The 24,674-nt window shown below is 56.0% G+C and carries 18 protein-coding genes; 4 read left to right on the top strand and 14 right to left on the bottom strand.

The window, feature by feature from the left end:
* Nucleotides 1-95 precede the first annotated feature (95 nt).
* On the bottom strand, nucleotides 96-962 hold the full coding sequence (locus tag Q0915_RS00910; RefSeq protein WP_299472514.1) for a hypothetical protein: 867 nt from the start codon (nucleotides 960-962) through the stop codon (nucleotides 96-98).
* Nucleotides 963-1,061: 99 nt separating this feature from the next.
* Between Q0915_RS00910 and Q0915_RS00905 the strand changes: the two genes are divergently transcribed.
* Complete coding sequence (locus Q0915_RS00905) at nucleotides 1,062-1,961, top strand: LysR family transcriptional regulator (RefSeq protein ID WP_299472513.1); 900 nt, start codon at nucleotides 1,062-1,064, stop codon at nucleotides 1,959-1,961.
* Nucleotides 1,962-2,220: 259 nt separating this feature from the next.
* Nucleotides 2,221-3,252, top strand: coding sequence for a UDP-glucose 4-epimerase GalE (gene galE / locus Q0915_RS00900; RefSeq protein ID WP_299472512.1), 1,032 nt, complete (start codon nucleotides 2,221-2,223; stop codon nucleotides 3,250-3,252).
* 84 nt (nucleotides 3,253-3,336) lie between these two features.
* On the opposite strand, the gene Q0915_RS00895 is transcribed toward galE, so the two are convergent.
* Nucleotides 3,337-4,212, bottom strand: a complete 876-nt coding sequence (locus tag Q0915_RS00895; RefSeq protein WP_299472511.1) for a LysR family transcriptional regulator — start codon at nucleotides 4,210-4,212, stop codon at nucleotides 3,337-3,339.
* Nucleotides 4,213-4,308: 96 nt separating this feature from the next.
* Here Q0915_RS00895 and acdA point away from each other — a divergent pair, with 96 nt between their 5' ends.
* The gene (gene acdA, locus Q0915_RS00890) at nucleotides 4,309-5,526 is read left to right on the top strand and encodes a 3-sulfinopropanoyl-CoA desulfinase (RefSeq protein WP_299472510.1); all 1,218 of its coding nucleotides are present in this window, start codon (nucleotides 4,309-4,311) and stop codon (nucleotides 5,524-5,526) included.
* A gap of 165 nt (nucleotides 5,527-5,691) precedes the next feature.
* The gene (locus Q0915_RS00885) at nucleotides 5,692-6,807 is read left to right on the top strand and encodes a right-handed parallel beta-helix repeat-containing protein (RefSeq protein ID WP_299544147.1); all 1,116 of its coding nucleotides are present in this window, start codon (nucleotides 5,692-5,694) and stop codon (nucleotides 6,805-6,807) included.
* A 123-nt stretch (nucleotides 6,808-6,930) separates the two neighbouring features.
* Here Q0915_RS00885 and Q0915_RS00880 read toward each other — a convergent pair whose 3' ends face one another.
* The 12 genes from Q0915_RS00880 to Q0915_RS00825 all read right to left on the bottom strand — a co-directional run bounded on the left by Q0915_RS00880 (nucleotide 6,931) and on the right by Q0915_RS00825 (nucleotide 24,314).
* Nucleotides 6,931-7,746 carry a glycoside hydrolase family 16 protein gene (locus tag Q0915_RS00880; protein WP_299472508.1) on the bottom strand — a complete coding sequence of 272 codons (816 nt, stop codon included), beginning with the start codon at nucleotides 7,744-7,746 and terminating at the stop codon, nucleotides 6,931-6,933.
* Between the two features lie 5 nt (nucleotides 7,747-7,751).
* On the bottom strand, nucleotides 7,752-9,095 hold the full coding sequence (locus tag Q0915_RS00875; protein ID WP_299472507.1) for a polysaccharide pyruvyl transferase family protein: 1,344 nt from the start codon (nucleotides 9,093-9,095) through the stop codon (nucleotides 7,752-7,754).
* A gap of 42 nt (nucleotides 9,096-9,137) precedes the next feature.
* Complete coding sequence (locus Q0915_RS00870) at nucleotides 9,138-11,939, bottom strand: glycosyltransferase (protein ID WP_299472506.1); 2,802 nt, start codon at nucleotides 11,937-11,939, stop codon at nucleotides 9,138-9,140.
* A gap of 5 nt (nucleotides 11,940-11,944) precedes the next feature.
* Complete coding sequence (locus Q0915_RS00865) at nucleotides 11,945-13,474, bottom strand: DUF6212 domain-containing protein (protein WP_299472505.1); 1,530 nt, start codon at nucleotides 13,472-13,474, stop codon at nucleotides 11,945-11,947.
* A gap of 233 nt (nucleotides 13,475-13,707) precedes the next feature.
* Nucleotides 13,708-14,898, bottom strand: coding sequence for a polysaccharide pyruvyl transferase family protein (locus Q0915_RS00860; protein WP_299472504.1), 1,191 nt, complete (start codon nucleotides 14,896-14,898; stop codon nucleotides 13,708-13,710).
* Nucleotides 14,899-14,919: 21 nt separating this feature from the next.
* On the bottom strand, nucleotides 14,920-16,269 hold the full coding sequence (locus Q0915_RS00855; RefSeq protein WP_299472503.1) for a glycosyltransferase family 4 protein: 1,350 nt from the start codon (nucleotides 16,267-16,269) through the stop codon (nucleotides 14,920-14,922).
* Nucleotides 16,266-18,530 (bottom strand): hypothetical protein, encoded by a 2,265-nt coding sequence (locus Q0915_RS00850; RefSeq protein WP_299472502.1) that lies wholly within the window; start codon nucleotides 18,528-18,530, stop codon nucleotides 16,266-16,268. The genes Q0915_RS00855 and Q0915_RS00850 overlap by 4 nt, the downstream gene beginning before the upstream one ends.
* A gap of 3 nt (nucleotides 18,531-18,533) precedes the next feature.
* Nucleotides 18,534-19,298 carry a hypothetical protein gene (locus Q0915_RS00845; RefSeq protein ID WP_299472501.1) on the bottom strand — a complete coding sequence of 255 codons (765 nt, stop codon included), beginning with the start codon at nucleotides 19,296-19,298 and terminating at the stop codon, nucleotides 18,534-18,536.
* 10 nt (nucleotides 19,299-19,308) lie between these two features.
* Nucleotides 19,309-20,565 (bottom strand): glycosyltransferase family 4 protein, encoded by a 1,257-nt coding sequence (locus Q0915_RS00840; protein ID WP_299472500.1) that lies wholly within the window; start codon nucleotides 20,563-20,565, stop codon nucleotides 19,309-19,311.
* Nucleotides 20,562-21,413 (bottom strand): class I SAM-dependent methyltransferase, encoded by an 852-nt coding sequence (locus tag Q0915_RS00835; RefSeq protein WP_299472499.1) that lies wholly within the window; start codon nucleotides 21,411-21,413, stop codon nucleotides 20,562-20,564. Before Q0915_RS00835 ends, Q0915_RS00840 begins: the two co-directional genes overlap by 4 nt.
* On the bottom strand, nucleotides 21,410-23,620 hold the full coding sequence (locus Q0915_RS00830) for a glycosyltransferase family 2 protein (RefSeq protein WP_299472498.1): 2,211 nt from the start codon (nucleotides 23,618-23,620) through the stop codon (nucleotides 21,410-21,412). The genes Q0915_RS00835 and Q0915_RS00830 overlap by 4 nt, the downstream gene beginning before the upstream one ends.
* A 91-nt stretch (nucleotides 23,621-23,711) precedes the next feature.
* Nucleotides 23,712-24,314 (bottom strand): calcium-binding protein, encoded by a 603-nt coding sequence (locus Q0915_RS00825; RefSeq protein WP_299472497.1) that lies wholly within the window; start codon nucleotides 24,312-24,314, stop codon nucleotides 23,712-23,714.
* Between the last annotated feature and the right edge of the window lie 360 nt (nucleotides 24,315-24,674).

The raw sequence follows: 24,674 nt of genomic DNA, 5'->3' as shown, positions 1-24,674 counted from the left end.
GGGAAACCGATTCCGGCAGCAGTCGTTTAGAAGACGGTCAAACGTCTGTCACCCAATCGGCGCTGGCTTAGGATCGTCACGAAAATTTTGCCCACTTAATCTGCCAGTCCGTCGTTACGCACCCGCTTTTCGGCATCGATATGGGCCTGGGTGACGCGGTTATGCACTTTTCTGGTGCGTTCAACGCGACCGATAAAGCCCGGTTCCTTTGCATAGCCAAAGATCACAGTATGGCGCTCGTCCTCTCCCTTGACGACCCTGTGGAGCGAAAACCGTCCCTTGAAGATCTGCAGGTCCCCCAGTTCCAGGGCGAGACTGCGGACGCGATCGCTGCGTCCATCCAGAACGCGTTCCACGTCGTCATAGCACTCGTCGCCGGGCCGGCGCAGATCCGGGACATACTCGAAGGCACCGCCCTTCTCCGGCTTGCGCGTCAGAAGGCTGACGATGAACTCGTTGGTATCGTAGTGCCAGGCGAGCTGCTGTCCTTCCTTCATGACATTGACGACAACGCCTGCCAGGGGGTCATCGAAGGTAAAAAGCTTTTCCTCCTCCAGACAGTCCGTGATGAAGTGTTGCAACGCGACGTTTCTATAAAGAGACAGGCACAGGCCGCCTTTCGGGAAACGGTCCATGGCCACGAAACCGTTGGTGTTTTCCGAATAGCGGCGACGCGGATGGCTCGCCGGCAAGGACAGATCATCAGGGGTGAAGTAAGGATTGATCGACGAGGTTGAAAAATGCGCCGTTGGCGCAACCCCATTCACCTCGTCGTCGAACGCTTCTCTGTAATCTTTCCGGATGAAGCCGTCGACCCGCGCGCACCCGACGTCGTGCAATGCTTCGCGAACTTGGTCCAGTCTGGTCCGATAGGCAGCACTTTCGGGTTCATGGATCGGCCACCTGTCCAGATCGACGCAAGCGAGCGCGGCAAGGGCGGCCGTTTCGTAATCATGCCTCATTGGAGTCACCCCCGTTAAAAAAATCAGAGCTGAAAATGGATGACATTAAAAAAACGAAGCGTAAAATAGGATTTCGATAAAAAAACATTAGACAGACTAATGCATCTTCTGGATATGGCGCACTGGTCCATGGTGGCGGCATTAAAGGATCAGGGAACGCTCTCCGCAGCCGCTTCATCGCTCGGCGTAACGCAATCCGCAGCCACGCAGCGTTTGCGCGAAGCCGAAAGGCGACTTGGTGTTTCTCTGGCACGAAAACATGGCCGCACGCTTGTTTTGACAGAGGCGGGACAAACCATTGCCAGCGCAGCTGGTTCCGCGTTGCCCGCACTCAGACAAGCTGAAAGCGACGCGATCTGGCAGGGAAAGCGCAATACCAGACAACTCACCCTGGCATTGAGCCACTTCGACGCTCCCGAGCTGTCATCTCGCCTGATCGATGTTTGCCAGACCGCTCTTCCCGACCATTCCATTCAAATCATGAGAATAACAAGCGAAGGCGTAGGCAGCGCTATTTCGGAGGGCATCGCCGACATTGCACTCGTTCCGGGAGACCCTGGTCAGTCCGTGCTGGCATCCCTCGCAGTTGCCAAGGACCGGCTCGTCGCGATCTTTCCTCCAGGTGATGGGTCGACGGCGCATGATTTGGCACAACCGTTCAACTTCTCTTCACTGCCCTTCCTGACATACGATCTGCGTCCGGAACCCGGATGGGAATACGACCGGTTTTTCAATCGCGGCAAGTCATTTCCCGGGAAGGCAGTCAAGATTGAATCGACGGAACTCATTTGCCGGATGGTGTCTGATGGCCGCGGAGCCTCCATTCTTCCAAGCCTTTGCGTTGCGATGTCTGCCCACGCACAAAACCTCGCAGTCCTGGAACTCGCCGCAGAGCCGATCCTGTTCAACTGGCATCTTGTTCATCGACAGGAAACGTCTCCTCAAGTCCTCGACCGGCTGTCAGAAGCAATCGAAAGCTGGCCGCTTGGCGCGGCGTGACAAGGTTCGCTGGCCTGACCGGGAATGACCCGCGCGGCAGCTGGACCTGGAAGATTGAACATCAGGATCCGGCTTCAGTCGGCGCCTGAACGGCCTACCGATGCAAAGCAGTGGCATCACAGAAATAAGTGACAAATTTAAGTATAAACTCAAAATAATTAAATATTTAATCGTCACATTTTAGACAAAGGTACGAAATTAAAACTCAGATATCAGTTTTTCTGTGTACAGTTGATTCACTGACGATACGGGGGTCTTAATGACAGTACTCATCACCGGCGGTGCCGGCTATATTGGATCGCATTGCTGCGTCGCTTTCCTGCAGGCTGGCTATGATATTGTTGTTGTTGATAATTTATCCAATGCAAACCGTGTGAGCCTTGAGCGTATCGAAGCGATTACCGGTCAAAAAATCCAATGCGAAATTGCTGACATCAGAGACCAGGATAATCTTGAAAGAATACTTAAGGCCTATAGCTGCGAGGCGGTCGTTCATTTCGCGGGTTTGAAGGCCGTCGGCGAGTCGACGCAAATACCGCTTGCATACTATGAAAACAACGTGGTCGGCACCCACAGGCTCCTCTCAGCCATGGCCAATTGCGGCGTCAAACAGATGATTTTTTCATCATCGGCCACCGTGTATGGCGAGCCTCAGTATCTGCCGCTGACGGAGGATCACCCGACCAGTGCCGTCAATCCGTATGGGCGCACGAAACTGATGATCGAGGAAATGCTTCGCGACGTTGCCGCCAGCGATCCAAAGTGGCGTTTCGGCATCCTGCGATACTTCAACCCGGTTGGCGCGCACCACAGCGGACAGATCGGAGAAAATCCGCTCGGCATTCCGAACAACCTGATGCCGTTCATCACCCAGGTTGCCGACGGCCGGCGCGAACAGCTCTCCGTTTTCGGCAATGACTATGAGACGCGGGACGGAACGGGCGTGCGCGACTACATTCATGTTACCGACCTCGTCGAGGGGCATTTGCGCGCTCATGAGGTACTGGCGTCAGGATCCGCGACATCAAATTGTTTTGCAGTAAATCTTGGAACCGGAAACGGATACAGCGTTCTTGAAATGGTGAAAGCTTTTGAACGCGCATCGAACAAGGAGATCCGCTTTTCCTTTGTCCCGCGCCGCGACGGCGATGTTGCAGAGTGTTACGCAAATACCGAACTTGCCGAAGAGCTGCTGGATTGGAAAGCCGAACGCGATCTGGACGCCATGTGCCGCGATACATGGAACTGGGTTTGCAAGAACCCACGAGGATACGAAGCGCCGAGCACGTAGTCCCTGCAAAAACGTCAGATACTACAGGCTGAGCTCAACACAAGTGACGGTTCGATAATGGGTTTTGCAGACCCGCGTCGAATGTCACCCGGGTAAAGGGCCGGCGCCTAACAGGTCAGCCAAGGCATTCTCGCGCGACGCCAGAATGCCGTTGCTCACGGTGGCCAGAACCAGCTTCCGCCGCAAATGTTTGGGTGAAGGCAGAGTTTTTACAGCCTCGGACCGGTATCGCCGAACGTCAGGTTCGGGAAGCAAGGTAAACCCGAGACCGGCCGTGACGCATTCCATGATCGCCTCCAGATTGTCCAACATAACCGTTCGGGCATCCCTGGGGCGCTCATGCGTTGCCATTTCCGCGGCAATGAGTTTCCCGATCCCGGTATCCGGCATGAAATGGAAGAAGGTGTGGTTTTGCAAAAGACCGTTCAGACCTTCGTCCAGAATGTCCTCACAGGCGGCATAAACGAAGGGTTCTTCTCCGATGATCCGGCCGGACAGGGCTTCGGGAAGCCCGTCAGCATCGGTCACGACCGCGGCATCGATCTTGCCGTTCGCAACCTTCTCCTGCAGGATTCTGGAGAGGCCTGTTTCAAACTCGAACGCGGCCAGCGGCGCTTTTTCCTGAGCGTTCAGGACAAAGGCAGGTAGCAGTCTCACAGCTGCTGTTGTTACGAAGCCTATCCTGAACCGGCCGACCAGAGAACCGGTGGGACGGCAAATCTCCAGGAGGGTTTCTTCGCGGTGCAGGAGCGGGATTGCCTCGTTCACAATGGATCGTCCGATCGGCGTCAACCTCGGCGGGCGGACGGAGCGATCGAAAAGGGCGACGCCGAGTTCAGATTCGAGCGATTTTATCTGCATGGAGAGCGCGGACAGCGTCATGTTGAGCTGCTCGGCCGTTTTGGCAAAGGAGCCGATCCTCGCAACATGCACGAGACTTCTGAGTGACCGCGTCTGCATAAATCAAGATTTCCTGAATTTGATATACATTTTTATTCGATTGTTCTGAATTTTCATAGGTGTATCCTCACAGAAACGTTATCGAAGGCTTCTGTCATGACACACCCGCTTGTGAACGTTGCAAAAGAGCTGTCCCGGGGTTTCGAAAAGCGCGCATCCAAGTGGGACGCGACGCGCGCTTACTGTTGGCAGAATGTCGGCGAGTTGGCGGATGCCGGGATCATGGGAATGTCGATCCCGAAGACCTATGGCGGCCTTGGCGCTGATTACCTCGACGTTGCGATGGTGGTGGAGGAAATCGCACGGTCCTGCACGCTCACGGCGCGAATTGTCGTGGAGGCGAATATGGGTGGTATCAGCGCTGTCATGGGTTACGGCACTGACGAACAAAGGGCTTTTTGTGCGCCCCATGTTCTGGCAGGTGACAAGCCTGCCATTTGCATAACAGAGCCTGACGCTGGAAGCGCTGCCACTGAAATGCGCACAACGGCACGTAAACGGGGTGGCAAGTACGTTCTCAACGGAACGAAGCACTGGATCACCGGCGGCGGCGTGTCTAAGCTCCATCTCGTTTTCGCGCGGATTCTGGACGAAACCGGAAGGGAACAAGGCATCGGCGGTTTCATCCTGTTCGCCGATCCGGCGAAGGGAAAATCGCCTGCCGGTTTCTCGGTTACAGCCCGGGAGAACACGATGGGCCTCTGCGGCATGCCCGAGGCCGAACTGCAGTTCGACAATGTCGAAATTGATGAAAAATGGCTGCTGGCTCCGCCATCAGGTTTGAAGCACAGCTTTGCGGATCTGATGAATGCCTACAACTCTCAGCGCGTCGGCGCGGCGGCCGTCGCCCTTGGTGTTGCATCCGGCGCACTTGAACACGCAAAGAAACACCTGCTGGAACGTCAGCAATTCGGCCGCCCCCTGGCGGAATTCCAGGGTTTGCAATGGATGCTTGCGGATATGGACACCCAGGTTCACGCCGCACGGCTTCTGGTGCACGAAGCCGCACGTTCGCGCGGTCCGGGCGGAAGCCTCTACCCGGACATGACAATGGCGGCGCGCGCTAAACTGTTTACATCGGAAATGGCCATCAAAGTGGTCAACGACGCCCTGCAGATGTTTGGTGCGCGCGGTTACAGTGACAAGGAACCGCTGGAGCGCATGTACCGGGATGTCAGGATGTTCACCATCGGAGGCGGCACAACACAGATCCTGCGCACGCAGATCGCCGGGAATATCCTGGGCATCAAAACGCCGCAGACCCGGGACGGTTACAGCCGAATTTCGGACGCGGTGCGCCTGGCGGCAGAGTGACCGGCGGGCAAAGACGCTTTCTTCAGTCTTCCTTCGATTTTGCTGAAAGGCGATGCGCGATCTGACCCTCCAAGGGCGGAATTGACGAATTACCGGATTCCCGTTTCAATTCCCAAGGCTTGGAGAAAAGCCATCCGCTTGGACCAATGCACCAGTGAGGACCGCGTGCTGCAAACATCAATCCTTGCGTTCTTGTTCGTGGTGACAAGTTTGACCGCAAGCTCAGCAACCGAATTCCGGGTCTCTGCTGGACCGGGAAACGCCCAACAGCTGATCGATGCGGGTAAACTTGCCGGCGGTGACCGCATCGTTCTGGCATCAGGATCTCATGGCTCGATCGTCTTGAACGGGCTTAACTTCGAGACCCCATTGACCATAACCGCAGAGAATGACGCGCTTGCGGAAGTGGACCAGTTGCTTATTGAAGACAGCTCCGGCTTGCGCATCGAAGGGCTGGTTGTCTTGCCGCGTGGAGGCGAAAATCCAGACGAGGCCCTTGTCACTATCCAGCAGGGAAAAAACATTGAACTCAACAACATGACCGTCGCCTCGGCAAACAGCACCGAGGGCTGGACGGCAGCACTGTGGCAGGCGTCCGCGCGAGACGGTATTTTCTTATCGGGGAAGAATATCGCCCTGACTGACAGCCGCATTTTCAATGTCCGGCACGCCATATCCACTTATGCAGACAATGCCAGGATCGAACGAAACGTCATTGAATTTTTCAGCGGTGACGGCATTCGAGGCCTCGGCAACAACTCCGACTATGTCGAGAACTTGATCGACACTTGCGTCGGCGTTGACCGGAACCATGACGACGGCTTTCAATCCTGGTCACTCGATGCGGCCGGCGAGGCAGGAAAGGGAACAGTGCGAAACGTTCGGCTCGAGCGCAACAAGATCCGAAACGGCGACCATCCTCTAACCTGCTATCTTCAGGGCATCGGACTTTTCGATGGTTTTTACGAGAACTGGATTATCCGTGGCAACACGATTGCGGTTGACCATTGGCACGGCATCACGGTGATGGGCGCGCGCGGCGTCATCGTGTCGGAAAACACCGTTACGGATTCCCGGCCGGGGAAGCCTGGCGCGCCGTCGATCACCGTGATGGCGCACAAGGACGGCACACCGGCCCAAGACAGTGTTATCGAGTTGAATGTCACCCAGCCCTGGCAGGGCGGAGCCAAATCTCCATTCGCTCGGGCGCATCAGGGCGTGACGCTTTTGGGAAATCGCGTGGTTGAAACCCTGCCGGCATTTCCGCAAAAGGCGCAGTAATGCGTATCGAGAAGACTTTGCCGGGCCTTCAATTTAGCTGCCCCGCAGAGCGTGCGGATGCAACGAACGCGGCCGGATCCTTCCTTAGCGATCAGCCGCCCTCAACGGATTGTCTTGTGCCGCTTATGCGCTGAAATCCTGAAAAACGCGCACATTGCGGACCGTCGTCGCCGCACCTTCGACATCGCCGTCATTTTTTCCGGCAAAGGGAGCAACGGCATTACTGAACAAAAGCATGCCCGGTGTGTGTGCGAACGTATTTTCAATGTCGAAGACATCCTGATCATCGACAAAGAACCGGAATTCGTTTTCGGTCCAGAGCATAGCGTAGCGATGGAAACCTTCGTCCAACTGGCTATCGGACCGGTACGTCGCGGCCAGGACGATCTTTTCAGGTTTCCAGCGTCTTGCGGATACCTGGACAATATTCGGATACTTCACCTCGGCGATATCCAGCTCGAATTGGGTATTTCCCTGCAAAGACCTGTCGGACACCATCCAGAATGCATTGTTGACGCCCCCCTCGCTGGCAATGCGCATCTCGCATTCGAAATAGCCGTAGGTCTGACGGAACGAGCGCGTTCGGATATAGCCGCCGGTAAAGGGCCGCTTCGGGTCGCTTTGATGACCGAGTTCAAGATCGAGTTCGCCGTCTTCTACGACCACATTGCGGGGATAGCGCATCGTCTTGTGCTGATGCCCGCCTCGTTTGAGCGATTCCCACGTGGTCTGAAAGGCGACCGGGTCGTCAAACTCGTCCTCGAATGTGAGCTTCCAGTCTCCATCGGAGCGTGTCAGCGGTGCTGGCAGTGCACCGCCGGAAAAGGCGGCAAGCGGCCGCGGGCTTGTGAGCGCCGCGGCGGCGACGACACCGCCTGCCGCTGCCGTGAAGAAGCGGCGGCGGCTGATCGACGGCAGCGGCTGTGTCTGCTGGAACATGGCGGTCAGCTTGCCAGTTTTGCCTTTGGTTCCGGCGACTTCAGATCGCGCAGCGCCAATTCCAGTTTCCAGGCCCTGTCGCGAAGCGTCTGGATCTCTCCGGTCATGTAACCGACTTCATCCTGAAACCATTCGGTGACTTCGCCCAGGTTCTGGTCGGTCTGTACAAGGTTCGGTTTCTCCAGAGCCTTTTTCGGCGGAGCCGCGACCGGTTTCACCAGAACGTGGTTCAAGCCGTTTTCAGTCAGGAAACGGTGGTACTCGGCGTAATTCAGCCTGTAGACATGCTGCACTTTCGAGAAATCAGCCTTCTCGAAGATGTTCTCAAGATTGATCGGCATGTAATCCTCAACCTCAACAGACGGGATCGCGAATAGCGTTGAAAGCTCGCGAATACGCGAATCGTAGGTGAAGAACACCGCCGGTATTCCCTGATGCAGACCGATCACGTTGCCATGCAAGCGGAAGCCGACCAAGGCATCGACATTCTCCTTCGCATCCGCAGCCCATTCGTCCACGTCGAAAAACGCCTGCATCCGGTCACTGACGAGCGCCTCGACATCCTTGTCGCCCTGAAGATTGTACTTCTCAAGAATGGACTGGATGTGCTTTTGCTTTTCCTCGCCCTTTTCAAAGATCGCGAGCGTTTCTTCACGCTCGCCCTGCGAATAAAGCCGGTTCACCGGCCGTTTCGCGACGGCCTTGATCAGGGCCCTTTGCATCCGGTTGGTCTTTGTCGCGTTTGAAGCATAGTCCGCGGACAGATACCTGTTGAGCGTGAGCCCAACACGTGCATTTGCCGGATCAATCGGTCTGATTTCAATCGATGGACTCAGATTGCGGTAAAAGCTTGGACAGCCGATGATGCGGATATTCTTGATGCCGATGTCGTTGAAGACTTCAGCACTGTAGACACCGCGCACACCAATCGTTTCGCACTTGTCGGCGATAATCTTCCAGGCTTCGACGCTGCCTTTCGGCAGTTCCAGCTTTTTGTACTTGGCAGCCTGTGCGCCGACGCCGATGGGGACGATCGGACCCTTCAGCTTTTTCAGCAGCGGCACGACATTGCCGATATCAACCGTTTCTGTCAGATAGTTGGATCCGCGAACAACAGTGGCGTCATATTCATCCTTCGGCCAGAGCTTCTGATCGCCTGCATGAGAAAATTGCAGGTTCTTGATCTCGTCATACGCAAGCGCCTTCAGCATGGCGTCGTAAACGAGAACGTCCCCTGTATTGATGCCGCCGCGGGCAAACGCCGAGAGCGGATCGTCAATTTTTAAAAAAGCGGATTTGTTTCCTGGTTTGACGGCTGCACCGCCATTCAATACGAAGAGCCTTTTCATGCGATCTGCACCTTCCAGAATTTGGGCCAAAGCGCCCTTCAGTTAACGGGCTGTGGTTTGACGGCCTGATTGCCGCCACGCGAGGTCACTTCCGGTGTCTCCGCCGGCCGCAGGTGCATTGGTCGATTTGCCAGAAGGCGCGACTGCGACCTTGGTTCGCCGGATCGTTTGTAGACGTTCAGGAAACCAGGTGTGCAGCTGCCTGAGAAACGGCTGCAGGCTCTTGTCCCAGTTCCGGTCATTCGCCCTGGCGATTGCGCGCTCGGAGAGATTTTTCAAGACATTCGGCGACTTGCCGATGGCTTCGAGAACGGCTGTCAGATCCTGAGTGACAACACCATCGTCGTCCGATCTGAGCAATATACCGTCGACCTTATGGTCGATGAGTTCAGACACCGCACCGACATTTGTCGCGATCGGCACGCAGCCGAGCCGCTGTGCCTCGATGATGGTCAACGGCGCACCCTCCCACCTGGAAGGCAGGACAAAAACATCGGCCCAGGCAAGAAGCTTGCTGAGATGTCGACTGTCATAAACAGGTGGTTCGACGCGAATGCCGATATCAGCAAACCTGTCCTTCCAGGATCCGCCGGCACCCATATCCATCACGTCGGAACCTACGATGCGCCAGTCGATTGCAACACCATTGCGCTTCAGCGTCCTGGCTGCGGCAAAGATACGTTCAATTCCCTTCTGGCGGTCCAGACGCCCGAGGAATACCGCCTTCAAAGGCCCTTCGTGCTCCTGACCGCGCGTGGAAGTCAGGCGCTTTACGTCTTCCGATGCCATCGGATAACCGGCCGCATTCGGAATGTGGAGAAGCTTTGCACTCGGCACACCCATGCCATGAAGCCATTCGGCCATGTCCCGCGAACAAGTGAGTACGCTGTCGTAGATGTGCTCGTAGGCCAGTGTCAGGTAAGGGTGGCCGGCGGCGCGCCCCATCTCCGACGCATCAAGCACGTGCACATAATTCACGATCTTCGCACCGCGCCGGCGAAGTTCACCGAAAACCGCGTTGGCCGGCGCGAGCTGATTGTTGACGATCACGTCGAGACCCGACAGAAAACCGAGGATTTCTTCTGAACGCGCGTTTTCGTCGTGCCCCATCAGAATGTCGTGCCCTGAGAACATATTCGGGCCGCCCCAAAGCGGATAGTCATCAGCCAGGAAGTTGATGCTGTCGAATGCGCCGTCATTGTCGGGAATGCGATTGTAGACGGGCTTGCCGAATACAAAGAGATGCACTTCGCAGCCTGCGCTTTTCAGTACGCGCGCGGTGGCGTAGGCAACTTTTTCAACACCGCCGAAGGTAGCGATCGGGAGCAAAAGCCCGACCCGAAGCGGACCGCCTTCTGTTCCAAGCCGCGGCATGATCGGCGCGGCACCCAGGGAATGGCGCAGGAATTCGAAATACTTGCTTCGATCCGGAAAATAGGCGGATCGCCATATCCAGCGTTTATCCGCACCCGTTTTGTAGCCTGAATCGCGCAATGCCCCCAAAGTCGCCAGAAGGCTGTTGGTGGACGACAATGCCGTGCCTTGAATGTCTTCGGCTGAAAACGGGCCGCGGACAACGATTTCCGCAATTTTTGGAGACGGCTGGGGCTTTCTGAGCGTCCGGACCCAGTCATCGGACTTGTCGGCAACGCATTGCTGCAAAATCCCGAGCGAGCAGATCCAGCCGAGCGGCCGCTTGGTAAGCTCCTTGCCTTCGTCCAGGGTTTGGACCTCGACGCCCAGCTGGTCCTTGTCGCTCTCAAATCGGATCGCGACGAAATGGTGCGACTGGGATAGGCGTTCGCCGAGCCACAGGATATTATGGAGCAGCCCGAAGCCTTTCAGCGCATCGCGATGCGCGGGCGACATCCAGAGCCAGAACGGCGGCACGCCAAAGGTTTCAGGTTCCGTTTGTGCGGCCCAGAACATCTTGACGAATTCTTCAAAACCCCGCCGTTCGTGCGGAACGACCGGATCCGTAAACAGATCAACCAGATAGGAATCGGTTCCGAAAGCGACGTAACGGGGTGTCTCTTCATGTTCCCAGCGCAACAGTGTATCCGCTGAAAACAGTTTTTTGTGCTTGGTCCTGATATAGCCCAGGATGCTCTCGCGCGTCCGGTTCGAGTCACGGAGCATGCTCTCGGCCCGCTGCCTGTACTCGAAACCGAAAAACGGGTGGTTGGCCCCCTTGAAGCCGAGCGAGATGGCCTGCAACCAGAACTCCCAGTCCTCGAAACCGGATTTCATGGTTTCGTCGAACCTGACACCGGCATCGAGAATGGACTTTGACACCAGACTGCCGGCCTCGCAGATATTGTCGAACGTGACATGCAGCAGGCGCGAATACTGGGCGGTGTAGTTCCCGTTCCACTCGATCCCGAACTTGTCAATGTTGGGATATATCCAGTCTATCCCCTTGTTCGCACGCATGTATTCCAGAAGAACGCGCATTGCTGAAGGTGTGATGCGGTTGTCGGCATCCAGGAAATAGACAGCTTCGAGATCGCTGAAAGTACGCAGGGCGAATTCAATGCCGTAGTTGCGCGCCGAGCTCAGTCCGCCATTCGGCTTTCTCAGATAGTAGACGTTGTCGTGCGCAAGCGCGTAAGCCTGTCCGACCTGCGCTGTTTCCGGATAAGGGCAGCCGTCGTCGACGATAACAACGGCAACGTTGAACGGCGCTTCCTGAGACAGCGCTGAATCGACTGCTTCGGACAAAAGCACAGAGTGTTTGAAGACCGGTATCAGAATAGCGATCGTTGCCGAGGGTTTTTCGGAACTTCCAAACTGTGCGTAGCGCACATTCGGATGCTCCTGTCCTGGACCTGTCTGACGCAGCATCGTCGTCATCCGCTTACAACGGCGCGGAAATTCGCAAACTTGGCCCAGGCGAAATCATTTCCGCCTTCTTCGTTCATCCGCGTCGCGAAATAGACGTTCTGCCATGCGCCAACCTGCTCGCTTGCAAAGGCACTCAGGTGGGCGCTCTCACCAAAGGAGACCGTCTGCCATCCCGAATAAGCTTCACCGACGGTTTGCTGCCGTTCTTCCCGGAACAGAGCTTTGGCCGCCTCGAGGCTGCCCGCAACTGCGATCGCAAAGTCAATGTCTGCCGCACGGCTGTTGTCGATATAGGCCTTGGCAGACATTCTGATGATCTGTGGCGGGCAGGCAGCCGGCAACTCGCCGATTGTGATCCCCTCCGCCGGTGGATGACACCCGATTGCACGTTCGGCAGGCAAGGGCATGATCGCTTCGAAGTCGAACGTGACTTCGTCGGAATTCGCCAGGCTTGCGTGCTCCAGCACGCCCGGAGTAATCGGCATGTCCCGAAAGCCTTCGCTCTGGCTTGCCTGCTGGGACTGTGCGGCAATGTAATTTGCAGAAGGCGGCATTGAGACGCCCGGAATTCCACCCCAGACCTGGACTGCGAGACTGTTCTTAAGAACGGGCATTCCGTTGGTGGCGTCGCGCACTTGAAACATTTCGATCGGCTGCAGACTGCCAAGCGACAGCAGCGGGGTGTCCTCGTCGGCATCTTCCAGCTGAAGGCGGAATTCAAGGGTCCGGTTCAGCCCGGCAGTCGACTTCGACAAGCCAAATGTGTTCCAGCCGGTCGTCAGGTCCCCGCTTGAAATTTGCCACGTGTCGACGATCCGAAGGTCTTCGAGCGTCACAAGCTGGGCGCGCATCTTGAGATCCTGCCGGATCGACAATTGATCCACATGGATGGAAACGCCGCTGACGCCGGAGCTCGGAACCGGCAGAATCTGGCTGATACCTTCCCTTGAGGCGCTTGCAAGCACATTGGCGTTCGAAGGATTTTCGGATGGTTCGTTGCTGAACACCAGATCAAGGGGCTGCAGCCCATTGCGGTTCAGAAAGGATTCGATTGCAGCAAAACGGTTCTGCAGGTCGTCGTTCATGCTTCTCAGGGTTCTGAGCTCCCGATTGGACAGAACGAGGCGGCGCGCGGCCGACTTCACGTGCTCTGCAACCAGCGCAACGACGGAAGAAACGGCTTCACTCTCCTGCCCCCTGGTCCACGCGACCACGGAGGGAAGTTGCACGACGCCGTGACGCTGCAACCATTTGAACAATGTGTCGGCTTCACCCGACGCTCCGGGTTCGGCGAGAACGGCAAGGGCCATGAGAGGCGCTTCAATGACCTGGAAGACAGCACCCTTTTCGTCTGAAAACAGCGCCTGTCCGTCCGAGACGCCCTGGAACCAGACGGTTTGCACCGCACCCAACAGGGTGGCCGGAAGCTCCTGCCGGGCAATCCCGACGACAATCAGGGTCAAGTCCTTAAGCAGCCTTTCCTCTATCGCCGGTTTTTCGACTGGAAACGCTTCTTGCGTGGCCACAACTGTCATAAGAGCCCCCAAAATCTGCGATGCATCGGCTATTTCCCGAGAAATGCCCTCGCATGATGACCAAGTACACGATCAAAAAATCGCGTGAATTTGTGACCATAATGCGACGCAGCAGAGTAAAATTCAAGTTTTTTTATGTATTTAGTGTAATTTAAATAATTTTTATACGTATATACGGGAAATTAATTTCCGTATTACTTTTATTTTATTTGTAATTTCTAAATATTAAAGTCCTACTGAGCAGCAGCCATCCTTTTTTCGTCCAAAACAAACTCATTCCCCAGCATTCGATTTGGGATTTTATTTTCCTCAAGGAATTGATGCATCGCAGCATAGACATGCCGATACGCGCCATTGAATGGGTCGAAGCAAGACGGGTCCCAGTAATCGCTCAACCGGAAGACCTTCGCGGAAAAAACATCGAAACGCGGGATCTTGAATGTGTCGGCAAATTCACGCGTCCGGCTGTCATATGTGAAATAAATGGACGGAACACCATTGGCCAACGCCATGAGATTTCCGTGCAGTCGGTAACCGAGAACAAGATCGCAGGCGCTGACTGCGGCGTCGTAATCGGCGACCACGTCGGAATAGAACAGGCGGGACCGATAGAGCCGCTCGATTTCCTCGTCCAGGTACCACTCGCCCACCCAGGCATTCTTCTTCAGGGCCTCAATGGCTTCTTCCTTCTGCTCGTCGGTTCCAAGAACAAGCTTCTTTTCCTCAACTTCGCCCTGCGCGAACAACGTGGTGTCGAACCGGCTTGCAAAGGACTTCACAAGGTCGCGGTGGAACGTCAGATATTGCTTGATGTCCTTGGCATAGGCCGGAGACACTTCCCGCCGGATGGTCAACCCGACCTTTTTGAGGTTTTCGACCTTCGGGAGCGTGATTTTGAGGTCCGGGTTGTTCTTCCGAAATGCGGTCGGACAGCCGATGATCCTGGTATTACGAATGCCCAGATCCCAAAGAACCTGCGCCGTGTAAGCGCCTCTGACGCCAATGCTTTGTGTCGAGTCACCAATGATCCTCAAGACATTTTTAGTGGATTCAGATAGCTCGATCTTGCCGTTCACAGGCGCTTGCGCACCGATGCCGAAGGCAAGAACAGGAAGCCCCAGCCTCTTGAGTACCTGTTCGGCACACTCCCAGTTCATATCGCTATGAATGTAGTTCGAGCCGCGCAGAACGACATAGTCGAATTCCGACCGCAGGCGGTCGACATCCTCCTCAACGAACTGATTGATCGTCAGCGTGCGCAGTTGCGTGAATTTGAGAAGTTTCAGTGTCGAATCAAATACAAAGGCGTCGCCGATATTGTGGTAGTGATTGATGCTCCTTTGAACGTCCTGATACTTGTACCAACGAACATTATCGTGATCATAAACTTCGCCGGACGGTATCATCACCAAAACGCGTGCCATGCATTTTCCTTTTATGAAGCGTTATGCGCTCTCTTGGAAATCATCCGGCAGCGCGGGTGCCTTGGCATAGCGCGTACCCATGATCGAGCGATAAAAATTAAGGTGCTTTTGTGCGCAGTCCTTGTAGTCGAGCGGAGCTTCGATGTTTGACCGCAAAGTGCCCCACAGATCCTTGTTCTCCAGAGCTTCCGTCATTCGATCCGCCAGGTCTTCCGGACTGGAGGCCAGGAAATGCAGTCCGTCGACACCGTCGCGCACCTTTTCGGCCATACCGCCGATGCCGCTGCAAATCAGGGGCCTTCCGTGAAAAAAGGCTTCCTGGATGATAACGGGTGAATTTTCCCACCAGACGGAGGGCATGAGGACCCAGTCAACCTGGCGCATCAGGGAGGGCATGTCCTTGTTCTGGTAGGCACCTGCGAACCGGATACGGTCTCCTGTCTTCTCGATCAGGTCTGCAATCTTGTAACGGAAGGCTTCAGGCTGGCGCTCGAGATTGCCGCCGAAAATCGTGACAGAGGTATCGTCGCCCCAAACCGCTTCCGGTATGCGCTGGACAGCATCCAGCAGAACGTCAACGCCCTTGTAGGGTGTCATTTGCCCGAAGAATGCAAAGCGCGAGCGACGTTCGTCGCTCGTTTTCAACCGCCTGGGCGCTGCTTTTTCCGATACGTTCAGGCCGTTTTCAATCACCGAAATCTTGCCGCCCGCAAGACCCCACTGCTCATATCTTTCCGCAAGAAACCGGCTTGGCGTAATGAATGCATCCGCAAGATTCAGCATCGACTGAACAAATTGCTTTCGGCGTAAAAACGTGCCCGGTGAAATTTCGGGAAAACAGCCATGGCAGGCAATCGGCGACGCTGAGCGGCAAAGTGCATGCGTTCCCGTTTTGACCATTTGACCGTGGTGATGACAAATGGAGAGAAACTCGTGCAGCGTTACGACGATGACCGCATTTGGCAACGTGTCACGCACGACATGAAGTGCTTCCAGTCCCATTCCGATGAAATGGTGAAAATGCACCACGTCCGGATTGAGAGAGCGGGCGAAACGGCGCAGGTCCGATTGCAGGTCACCTGTATTGCGGTTCGATATCAGAAAGGGATCATATTCGTCGGCGTGAAACAGCAGTTCATCTTCCGCATCAGCGACACCCATAAGCGCTGACCTGCCGTGCCGGGGATAGGTGTCTCCGACCCGGGCCAGGAAAAAGGACTGCGATCCCGATACCGTCTTCAGACCCGCATGCAGATTGTAGGAGGCAACTTCCGCACCGCCAAGAGACAGATCGGGATGACCGTGTGAGATCACGAGAACCCGCAAGGTTTCGTTTGGAGAACGCTCCTGCGAGGAAGCAGCAGTGCTCATGATGCTCCCTCCCTCAAATCTGCGAGTGCGGGTTGCCAAAGACGTTCGAACTGCTTCTTGTCGTGCTGATTGACCAGCTTGTGCCACAACCGCTCGCTCCCGTGGCCGTCTTCGGGGTGAACCATTTCAACTTGCGGAACCCAATAGGACTTCAGTCCGGCAGCGCGCAGTTTCAGGGTCGCGTCCATACCTTTCTCGTCGGTGCCCAGATAGTGACGGGCGAACCCGCCAGCTTCGGACAATGCGTCTTTTGGCAGGACGCAACAGTCGAACGTCGCCGCAACGACTTCACAGCTTTCAGCACCCATCAGTGTCCTGCGCGGATATCCGACATAGTGCTGCTTGACGACAAGGTCACCGGCATCCTTGTCGATCCAGGTCCCCGCCCAACGGATCGTGTCATCTTCGTAAAGAATTGTCGGTGTAACCAGGCAGCGGCTTTCCTGGCTCTCGAACTTTGAAACGAGTGGCTCGAGCCATCCGGGCGCAAGCGGTATCACACTCGAACTCAGGCAGATCACGGTTTCCGAATGCACTGCTTCCAGGCCGATCTGGAGGGCGTCCAGCTTGTCTTCGACATTGCCCCCCGCAACGGCCCTGACGGGCAAATTGTAAAACGCGGCAAGCCGTTTGATTTCCTGAAGCTGGCCGGCCAGATCAGACGAGCGCGCCGACAGAACAACGGCCGTTCCGCGTAGGAACGGATCGAGCGCAAGAACAGGTATAAGCGTCCTGACTTTTTCAATCGCATCATCGAGACCGACAACAATTGTTCTCGTGGCTGTCTCGGGCACGGTTCCGATATCGATTGTCTTTTCGATCGATGGCCGGGCAGCTTCCACACCGCTCAAGAGAGGCAGGAACTGGCGGTCAATGATATCGGTCTCGGACGCGATGGCCGGATCAAGTCCAGCCACGAGACGGCGCAGGGCCGATCGCAGCGTCGTTCGCCCAAGCGCAAGTGGCGCATAGGCCGAACGTCCGTCTTTCAGAACAACCTCGAGATAAGGTATCTCGCCCTGGCTCCCGACCATCCCGGGGACGAAGACGAGAAATCCATGGCGGTGCGTCCCGGAGGCGCCTTCCAGGAACGGTGAAAGATCCTCGAATGCCTCGGAGACGTCGGGCCGTTTCTGCGGTGTCCACGCATTGTCCAGTCTCGACGAGGCGCTCCCTGAGCGCAGATAGACCGCCTCCACGTGATCCTCGGGGTTCAACAACCATCCGGAAAGGACAACACCGTCCGGATCGGCTGCGGCACAAAAATCCAGTCCGACGCGGACCGGAACATCGAGTTCGCTGACCGTTTCGCGGCCATCGAACCGATGAGTCGATGCCTCCAGTTTGGCTCGGGATCCACCCGCAGCGTTCAGTCTTGGAAGAAGTGCACGAATAAGGCCTGGCAGCGCACGCGCGCCCGATACTGTTCCTCTTTCGTGGACGTCGACCTTGTTCCACCCGCTGCGCCCCCTGAAAAAAAGGCTTCGTACCGGTGCGGACGGCAGGCCGTCATTCAGATCGAGTATCCCGGCAAATCCCGAAGCCTTGCCGCCTGTGTCCTTCCGTTCAAAGAGACAACAGGAAAGGTCGGCGACCTTTAGCGAGCCGTCGAACAGGAAGACACGATTGCTGCCCGCAGGCAGGTCTTTCGACCAGCCTTGCATGTAAAAGTCGCCCTCGTCGAACCGGCCCAGCATCTCGATAAACCCGTCTCGGCGGGCAACCTGACCAAGGAGTTTTGCGGCAACTTGCTGGTTTTTGATGTCGGCCTTCCCGGAAAAAAAGGTATCGATCAGAAGATCGACGACACCGGTTTCCGTCTGGGCGGCCGCTGCAGCGACCAGTCCGAGGAACTCCTCGAAGGCCACCGGTCCGTATTTGACCGAATAGGGATGCGAATGTCCCTTGCTTCGGATCGTCACTCTTTCGAGTTTCGGCACCGCAATCGATTGCAGGAAGAGAACGGCAACAAACGGCACCTGGCCGGTGCCGCCCTTGGTTTTTCCCGAAAGGGAGAGGACCGTACACGGGACCGTGTCTTTCGCACTTTCATTGAGGATCGCCTGAAGATGTGGTGCGAAGCTGTCGCCAATACCGGCGATCAGCACAGTGTCCCGATCAATGGCTGTACACACAACGCTGCGGCCATCGAGAGGCAGCACCGGCTGGGGCTGGCCAGGTGCACCGGACGACGCGCTTTTGCGTTCCAGTCCAGCGTCCGGAAGCTTCTGCGCGCCATCAAGAGTGACAACCGGCTCCATCTCCTAGCTCCACAAACCACCGGCGGCGGCAAAGACCATACCGCCGACAAATCCGAGCAGAACGGCAAGCAACAGCAAATGAACCTTGAGATTGTTTTTGTGCCGGTCTCCCAACGCAATCAGTCGATCGTCAAACCCCTTGAGCGTCGTGTCGAAGCGCAACAGGAAGACCTCGAGTTCCTTGACGCGTTGCGCTAGGTCACCCTGGCCGTTCTTCAGTATCTTCAGTGCTTCGCCAAGTTCGCCCTCGGTTGATGCGAGCTCATCGATGCGGCTGGTCGTCTTCTTCAGGAGTTCGGTGGCATCCCTCTGGCCAAGCGCGCTTTGCCCCTGGATCGAAATCACCCGGTCGAGCTTTTTCATCACGATGGAGAGCGGCAAAGCGATCGCGGCTTCAGCGGCGCGTTCTTCCGCGCTCGGCCGCGGCAATTTCAGTTGGACGCCATCCTTCGGCGACTCCGCCACAACCGACAGGCCTTCCGGCGCCGAAGCGGCGGCCTGCGGAAGCTGGAGATCGAATGCATAACCGCCGTCGCCGATGCCGTTCCGCTGCAGGTCAATGCGCTTTGTATCTGCAAGTTTGCTCATGACGCGTTCACCGTCATGAAAGACGTGAATGGTCATACGGTCGTCGGGATTGGCGGCGTCCCATGCCCAGCCAAGCAGCCGTCCGTTTTCGAACGCGTCCACGCGTCCCTGGATCTTGGGGACCTCACTCTTGTCAGCTTCGGAATTTTCAGCTCTGTTTTCCAGCTTTGCTGCGGTCATGTCGGTCTCGCTAGGCTGCGGGGTCGCTTGCGGTTTGGGCCTTGCCGGCGAACAATTGAAGATACTGATCCGCCACCTGCGTAACGGTCGGAGGTTTTTGGGTTTTGGCGGACAGCTTCCGGTATAGCGTCACGTCATCCGCAGCGTTTCTCATTGCTGCAGCAAGGCTCGCCGGATCATTCCTGCGAACATGCAATCCGTCGACGCCGTTTTTCACGGCTTCGGCCATTCCACCAACACCGGATGTGATCACCGGACGCGCATGCTGCTGCGCCTCGGCAATCACCAAAGGTGCGTTTTCCCACCAGACTGACGGCACGACGACCCAGTCAACCGCACTGATGAGATCCGGCACGTCATGCGGCTTGTAAGGTCCATGTCGGATGACATTCGGAGCCGTCGCCGCAAACAGCTTTTCAATCCGCTCGACGAATTCCGGACTTTGGAATGGCGCACCGCCATGTACGCGAACTTCGAAGTCGACTTCCCTGTCGATCAGAAGTTCAGCAGCGCGCAGCAGCACCTCGATACCTTTCCACGGGGTCAGATTGCCGAAGAAGCCGAATACCCGTTTGGGATCATCATCTCCGGCCCTGTTTGGTGCCTGTGGAACCTCTGGCCGGCCATTGCGGATGATCGAAATCTTGTCCGCCGGAAGACCCCATCGGATATAGACCTCTCGCAGGAAGCTGCTGGGAGCGACGAACTGATCGACGGCTTCAAGATGTGTCTTGATAAAGCGCTCGCGAAGACGCATGTCGTTGGGCTTTGCCGCCTCGATGCAGTTGCACAATCCGCCGGGGCCCATTGCCGCGCACGGCTCATCGGCATTTTTCATCAGGACACCGTCATTCGCGCAGATCGCATAATAATCGTGAAGCGTCATGACGATGCGCACGTCAGGCAGAACGCGGCGGATAAGCACCGGCAGTTCGACGCCGAAAAGGATCAAGTGGTTGATGTGCACGACATCCGGACGAAAGCTCTCCAGCAGTGCGGTCATATCCGGAACGAAGGCTCGAAGATCTATCTGGCTCATGTTGAAACGGTCGAAATGACCGGCCCACATCAGAAGTTCGTCACCACTGTCGCTTATCGCCTGGAAACTTGTACCTGGATGCGGCTCGCGGTGCAGATGGTTTGTTGCACCGACAAAGAGCGCCTGATGTCCCGCGTCCCGATACGCCTTGGACAGTTCCAGTGCGACGGTCTCTGTGCCTCCCGGGTGCAGATCGGGATGGTTATGCGCGACGACCAGAACCTTCATTCGGCACGACCCCGCGCCGATTTCACGGCAACAAAGAAGTCCTGGTAATGCCGGCTGCCTGTCTGACCGCGCCAATGTCCGAGTTTTTTCAAGGCAATGTCGAACCCGGTGGCCTGCAAGCAGGCATCGAGAAATCCGTCGTCAAATGCGACCGCAGCAAGCGGCGCCTGCGCATCGGCATACCAGGCCGGCCCCTCTCCATGACGCTGGAACTGGATCCGCGGCGTAAGGTTTTGGGCGTTGCGCTGGCTCTCAGGTTCCATGACAAATGCCGACACGAACAGCCGTCCGCCAGGTGCAAGCAGTCTTGCGATCTCACGGAAATAGGGCTCGATCTCATTTGCCGGCAAATGAGTAACCACTGAGGTCATGATGGCGAAGTCAAAGGACCCTTCTGCGAAGGGAAGCGCGATCTCCGTTCCGGGCAGATGACCGTTGGGATTGTAGAGATCATTCGCGATATCGAGGTGCATGAAACGGAAGTTCTCATAAGCGGATCGAATGTTCCGCGTGCACCATTGAATACCGGGAGACGCCGGGTCGATGCCCGTATAGTGCCCCTTTTCCGGATCGAGATACTGCGTGAGCGGAACGGCCATGCGGCCGATCCCGCAACCGATATCAAGAACACGCTCTTGCTCCTGCAATCCGCCGAGCTCGATGAAGTGTCCGAGAAATTCGATTCCGATGGCGAGATAATCGCCATCTCCGACAAAATTCTCTTCCTGTGGCGGGATCGGCAGGAACCGATTGCGGCCGATCGTCTTTTGCAGCAGAGCAAGCCGCTCGCCGCCGAGTGGAGCAGGTTTGAGCCGAACGGCATCTTCTATGACAACCGGAGAATTCATACGCTCTGCACTCCATCACGCACTCCGATTGCGGACATCACATCCATTATTTCCTGTCCCCACCTGTATTGTTGAAGCCACCGATTGTATTGAGAAGCAACGCCACGCGTATAATCTCCATTCTTGTTTATGGACACGCGTTCGAAGTGATAGAGTTCGACATCGCCTAGATAGTAAATCTTCTTGTTGCTGCTTCTGAGCTTCAGGCAAAGATCACTGTCTTCATAGTCGCCGATGATAAAATCCGTCGTGTAGCCGCCGGCCTTCTCGAAGTCTTCCCGTGACATAACAAGGCATGCGCCCGTGACCCCCGGCACCTCGCGGGAGGTACTCGCTTGCGGGAAGTGCCTTGGGAACCCTTTGAAATAGTGGTGATTGAACCAGCGTTTCTTCTCGTCCTGGATAAACTTCAGCCCTGCATGCTGAATGGCATTATCCGCATAAAGAAGCTTCGCACCAACGGCTCCGACCTGCTCATCCATCATGAGGCAGGCACACAGTTGTTCCAGCCAGCCGTTTTCCAGCGGCACAACGTCGGAGTTGATCATGGCGATGTACCGCCCGCGTGCCCTGGACGCACCAGCGTTGCACGCCAGTGCATAGCCTCCGTTCTGCTCCATGACGACGAGCCGGTAAGACAACCCGTAAAGAAGATGAAAACCGATCAAAAGGTCTTCGACATGCGCCGCCTGCTCAGGAGAATCGAGCACAAAAACAATCTCGGCGTTTTCGGCGAGCCAACGGTCGGCGGCAAAGGCCGCAAGTTGCGGCTTGATGAACTCGTAGACCTTGTAGAGCGGGATCACGATCGAGACGACCGGATGACCAATCGGCTTGCCAATGACTATTTCGGAAGGCGCTCCAACTTGACGTCTGAAACGATCCTGCAGGTCGGCAAATGGGCGCGCAAGGCATTCGGAGACGACACGGTCCGTGGCATGCCTGGGTGGCACGACCGCAAGCGCACCCGCTCGGCTTTCCACGGCGTCGCTAGGCTGTGGCGGCGGCACAAGTGCGGTGCGCTCTCCCGATGCCAAAGTGAGTTTGAAACGCGGTTGAATATGGTTTGTGAGCGTCTTCCCGGTCGGTGCAAATGCGACAAATCTTTTGATGGCAAAGCCGCCCTGAGCCTCCGGCAATACGCCGTCGAAGGTGTGTAGATCAAGTGCGACTTGCTCATCGTCTCCAGTCAGGATTGCAAGTTCACTGTAGGCTTTGCCCGGGTCGCGCATCCACCCCCCTACGAGGACACCACTGTCAACGGCCAGCGCTGTTTCGACGGCGCAAAATGCAGCGGTTTCGCCAAGTGTTCCATGTCTTTTCGCCGGCATCGGCTCGGAAAGCTGCAAGTCGCGGACGGCGGCCTGTGTGGTCTGCGTACGTGCGCCGAACCGGGTGATGATGAAGTCGCGCACTTCAGGAAGTTTTCGCGCGTTCGCCGCCCACCAGGCGCCAAGCGAACGCTCCGTATTGCCTGTTTCGAGCCGTCTGATCGCAAGCCCCCATGGTCCGGACAGGACCAGGTAACTCTTGGATGGAGGTTGCCGCATGTCAGCGACGCCGATGAACAGCCGGCTCTTTCCACTGTTATAAAGCGTGTTGAAAAAATCGGTTTCCAGCCGTGTGATACCCGCGTCGCCAATCAGGACCGCCGAGGTAATGTCCACACATTCGCTGTTCAGGAAGGTCTCGAGTATTCTTGTTTCACCGACAGAGGCGACGCAGTCGGCGACCGGCGGTGTATCATTGACGGAATGCAGCAGCTTCTTTGCAAATCCAACGAAACTGCGAGACCGTGCAAGCTTGAACATTCCCGACCAGGTGCTCAGGATTGTGGTAACGAGCACAGCGCAAGCGTTCTGGCTCAGGCCGTTTGTCAGGGAGAAAGGGTCGACAGCATCGACGGATTCATCGGCCTTGACCTGGAGCTCTGCGCCGGACCCTATCGAGCCTGCGGTGAGCTTCAGTTGCAGGTCAGCCGGCTCCTTCAGGGATAGCGCCCACAAAATTCTTGTTCGTCCGTCGAGAAGGGCGAGCCGTACGCTTGCCATAGCGGAGAATTTTTTTTGCGCCAACTCCTCGAGCTTCGGCGCTGCGCTGACCGCATGTGGCGGATCCCAGGCAACCAGATAAACATCCGGAGTCAACTGCAGAAACTGCGGCGCATCAAAAGACGATTCCACATATGAGCCGAGAGTTTCAAGCATTTGAGTACTTCGTTGCGCAGGATTGCAGACCAGACCGGCGGCACAAGATCGCCCCGAACGCCCGGGAGGCGGGCGTCCGGAGCAGATCGCGTTAGCTTACAACAATGAAGCCTTCAGGATTGTCCTTCAGGTCGTCAGTATCGATGTTGTTGAGCGTGACGGTGTCGCCATTGCCCAGATCGATCACAGTGTTGTTGCCAACCTGTGTCGCGCGGTCTGCAACGTCTGCAGCCGAACCGATACCGGTATTGTTGATGTTGGAGGAGATCTGAACCAGATCGCCAACCTGGAAGTCCATGATGATGTCGTTTCCACCACCACCGGTGAATACGAAAACGTCGTGGTTTCCACCACCGAACATCAGATCATTGCCGGCACCGCCGTCAATGACGTCGGTTCCTTCACCGCCGAGAATGATGTCACCACCATCTCCGCCTTGAATGAAGTCGGCACCTGAGCCACCGAAGATCGTGTCAGCATCATCTCCGCCCAGAATGACGTCGTCGCCACCCTGACCGAAAATCTTGTCTGCGCCTTCACCACCTACGATCAGATCGCCGCCTTTTCCACCGAACAGAAAATCGTCGCCTTCATTGCCCACGACAACATCTGCTTCACCCAGACCAAAAATGAAATCCTGGGCACTTGTACCCGTTAGGAAATCCTGGAAAGCACTGCCTTCAATTGTGGCCATAGCTTACTCCTGAAGTTTACCTCACTTAAACAACGCCCCGGAAACCGCGGCACCCCGCACCGCACAAACCCCGTCTTCTTGCGATGCGAAAAACACAATACACGTTTACGACTTGAATCAAAGGGATTATTAGTGAAAAAAATAAGGCAATATTTTGTTTAATGAGTATTTTAGAGGATATTACTCTAATAAAAAGGCAAAATTACCAATCTAATACATCTTTTTTGCATCGAAATTCGAATTAATTTATTGTTTGGAAGTGAATAATTTTTGGCGGTGAACAAATTTAACCGTTATTTTTCAGATACTTGAATCTAAGTTATTAAATTCCTACTAAACCCGCATACACGCATAAGTTTG

The organism is uncultured Roseibium sp. (genome assembly GCF_947494555.1).
GTDB lineage: Bacteria > Pseudomonadota > Alphaproteobacteria > Rhizobiales > Stappiaceae > Roseibium.
The sequence above is the reverse complement of the archived record's forward strand: the minus strand, read 5'-3'. Positions and strand labels throughout refer to the sequence as shown.

Coding starts and splice junctions, on each gene's coding strand:
- Q0915_RS00910 (WP_299472514.1), bottom strand. CDS start 962: ATGAGGCATGATTACGAAACGGCCGCCCTTGCCGCGCTCGCTTGCGTC.
- Q0915_RS00905 (WP_299472513.1), top strand. CDS start 1,062: ATGCATCTTCTGGATATGGCGCACTGGTCCATGGTGGCGGCATTAAAG.
- galE (WP_299472512.1), top strand. CDS start 2,221: ATGACAGTACTCATCACCGGCGGTGCCGGCTATATTGGATCGCATTGC.
- Q0915_RS00895 (WP_299472511.1), bottom strand. CDS start 4,212: ATGCAGACGCGGTCACTCAGAAGTCTCGTGCATGTTGCGAGGATCGGC.
- acdA (WP_299472510.1), top strand. CDS start 4,309: ATGACACACCCGCTTGTGAACGTTGCAAAAGAGCTGTCCCGGGGTTTC.
- Q0915_RS00880 (WP_299472508.1), bottom strand. CDS start 7,746: ATGTTCCAGCAGACACAGCCGCTGCCGTCGATCAGCCGCCGCCGCTTC.
- Q0915_RS00875 (WP_299472507.1), bottom strand. CDS start 9,095: ATGAAAAGGCTCTTCGTATTGAATGGCGGTGCAGCCGTCAAACCAGGA.
- Q0915_RS00870 (WP_299472506.1), bottom strand. CDS start 11,939: ATGCTGCGTCAGACAGGTCCAGGACAGGAGCATCCGAATGTGCGCTAC.
- Q0915_RS00865 (WP_299472505.1), bottom strand. CDS start 13,474: ATGACAGTTGTGGCCACGCAAGAAGCGTTTCCAGTCGAAAAACCGGCG.
- Q0915_RS00860 (WP_299472504.1), bottom strand. CDS start 14,898: ATGGCACGCGTTTTGGTGATGATACCGTCCGGCGAAGTTTATGATCAC.
- Q0915_RS00855 (WP_299472503.1), bottom strand. CDS start 16,269: ATGAGCACTGCTGCTTCCTCGCAGGAGCGTTCTCCAAACGAAACCTTG.
- Q0915_RS00850 (WP_299472502.1), bottom strand. CDS start 18,530: ATGGAGCCGGTTGTCACTCTTGATGGCGCGCAGAAGCTTCCGGACGCT.
- Q0915_RS00845 (WP_299472501.1), bottom strand. CDS start 19,298: ATGACCGCAGCAAAGCTGGAAAACAGAGCTGAAAATTCCGAAGCTGAC.
- Q0915_RS00840 (WP_299472500.1), bottom strand. CDS start 20,565: ATGAAGGTTCTGGTCGTCGCGCATAACCATCCCGATCTGCACCCGGGA.
- Q0915_RS00835 (WP_299472499.1), bottom strand. CDS start 21,413: ATGAATTCTCCGGTTGTCATAGAAGATGCCGTTCGGCTCAAACCTGCT.
- Q0915_RS00830 (WP_299472498.1), bottom strand. CDS start 23,620: ATGCTTGAAACTCTCGGCTCATATGTGGAATCGTCTTTTGATGCGCCG.
- Q0915_RS00825 (WP_299472497.1), bottom strand. CDS start 24,314: ATGGCCACAATTGAAGGCAGTGCTTTCCAGGATTTCCTAACGGGTACA.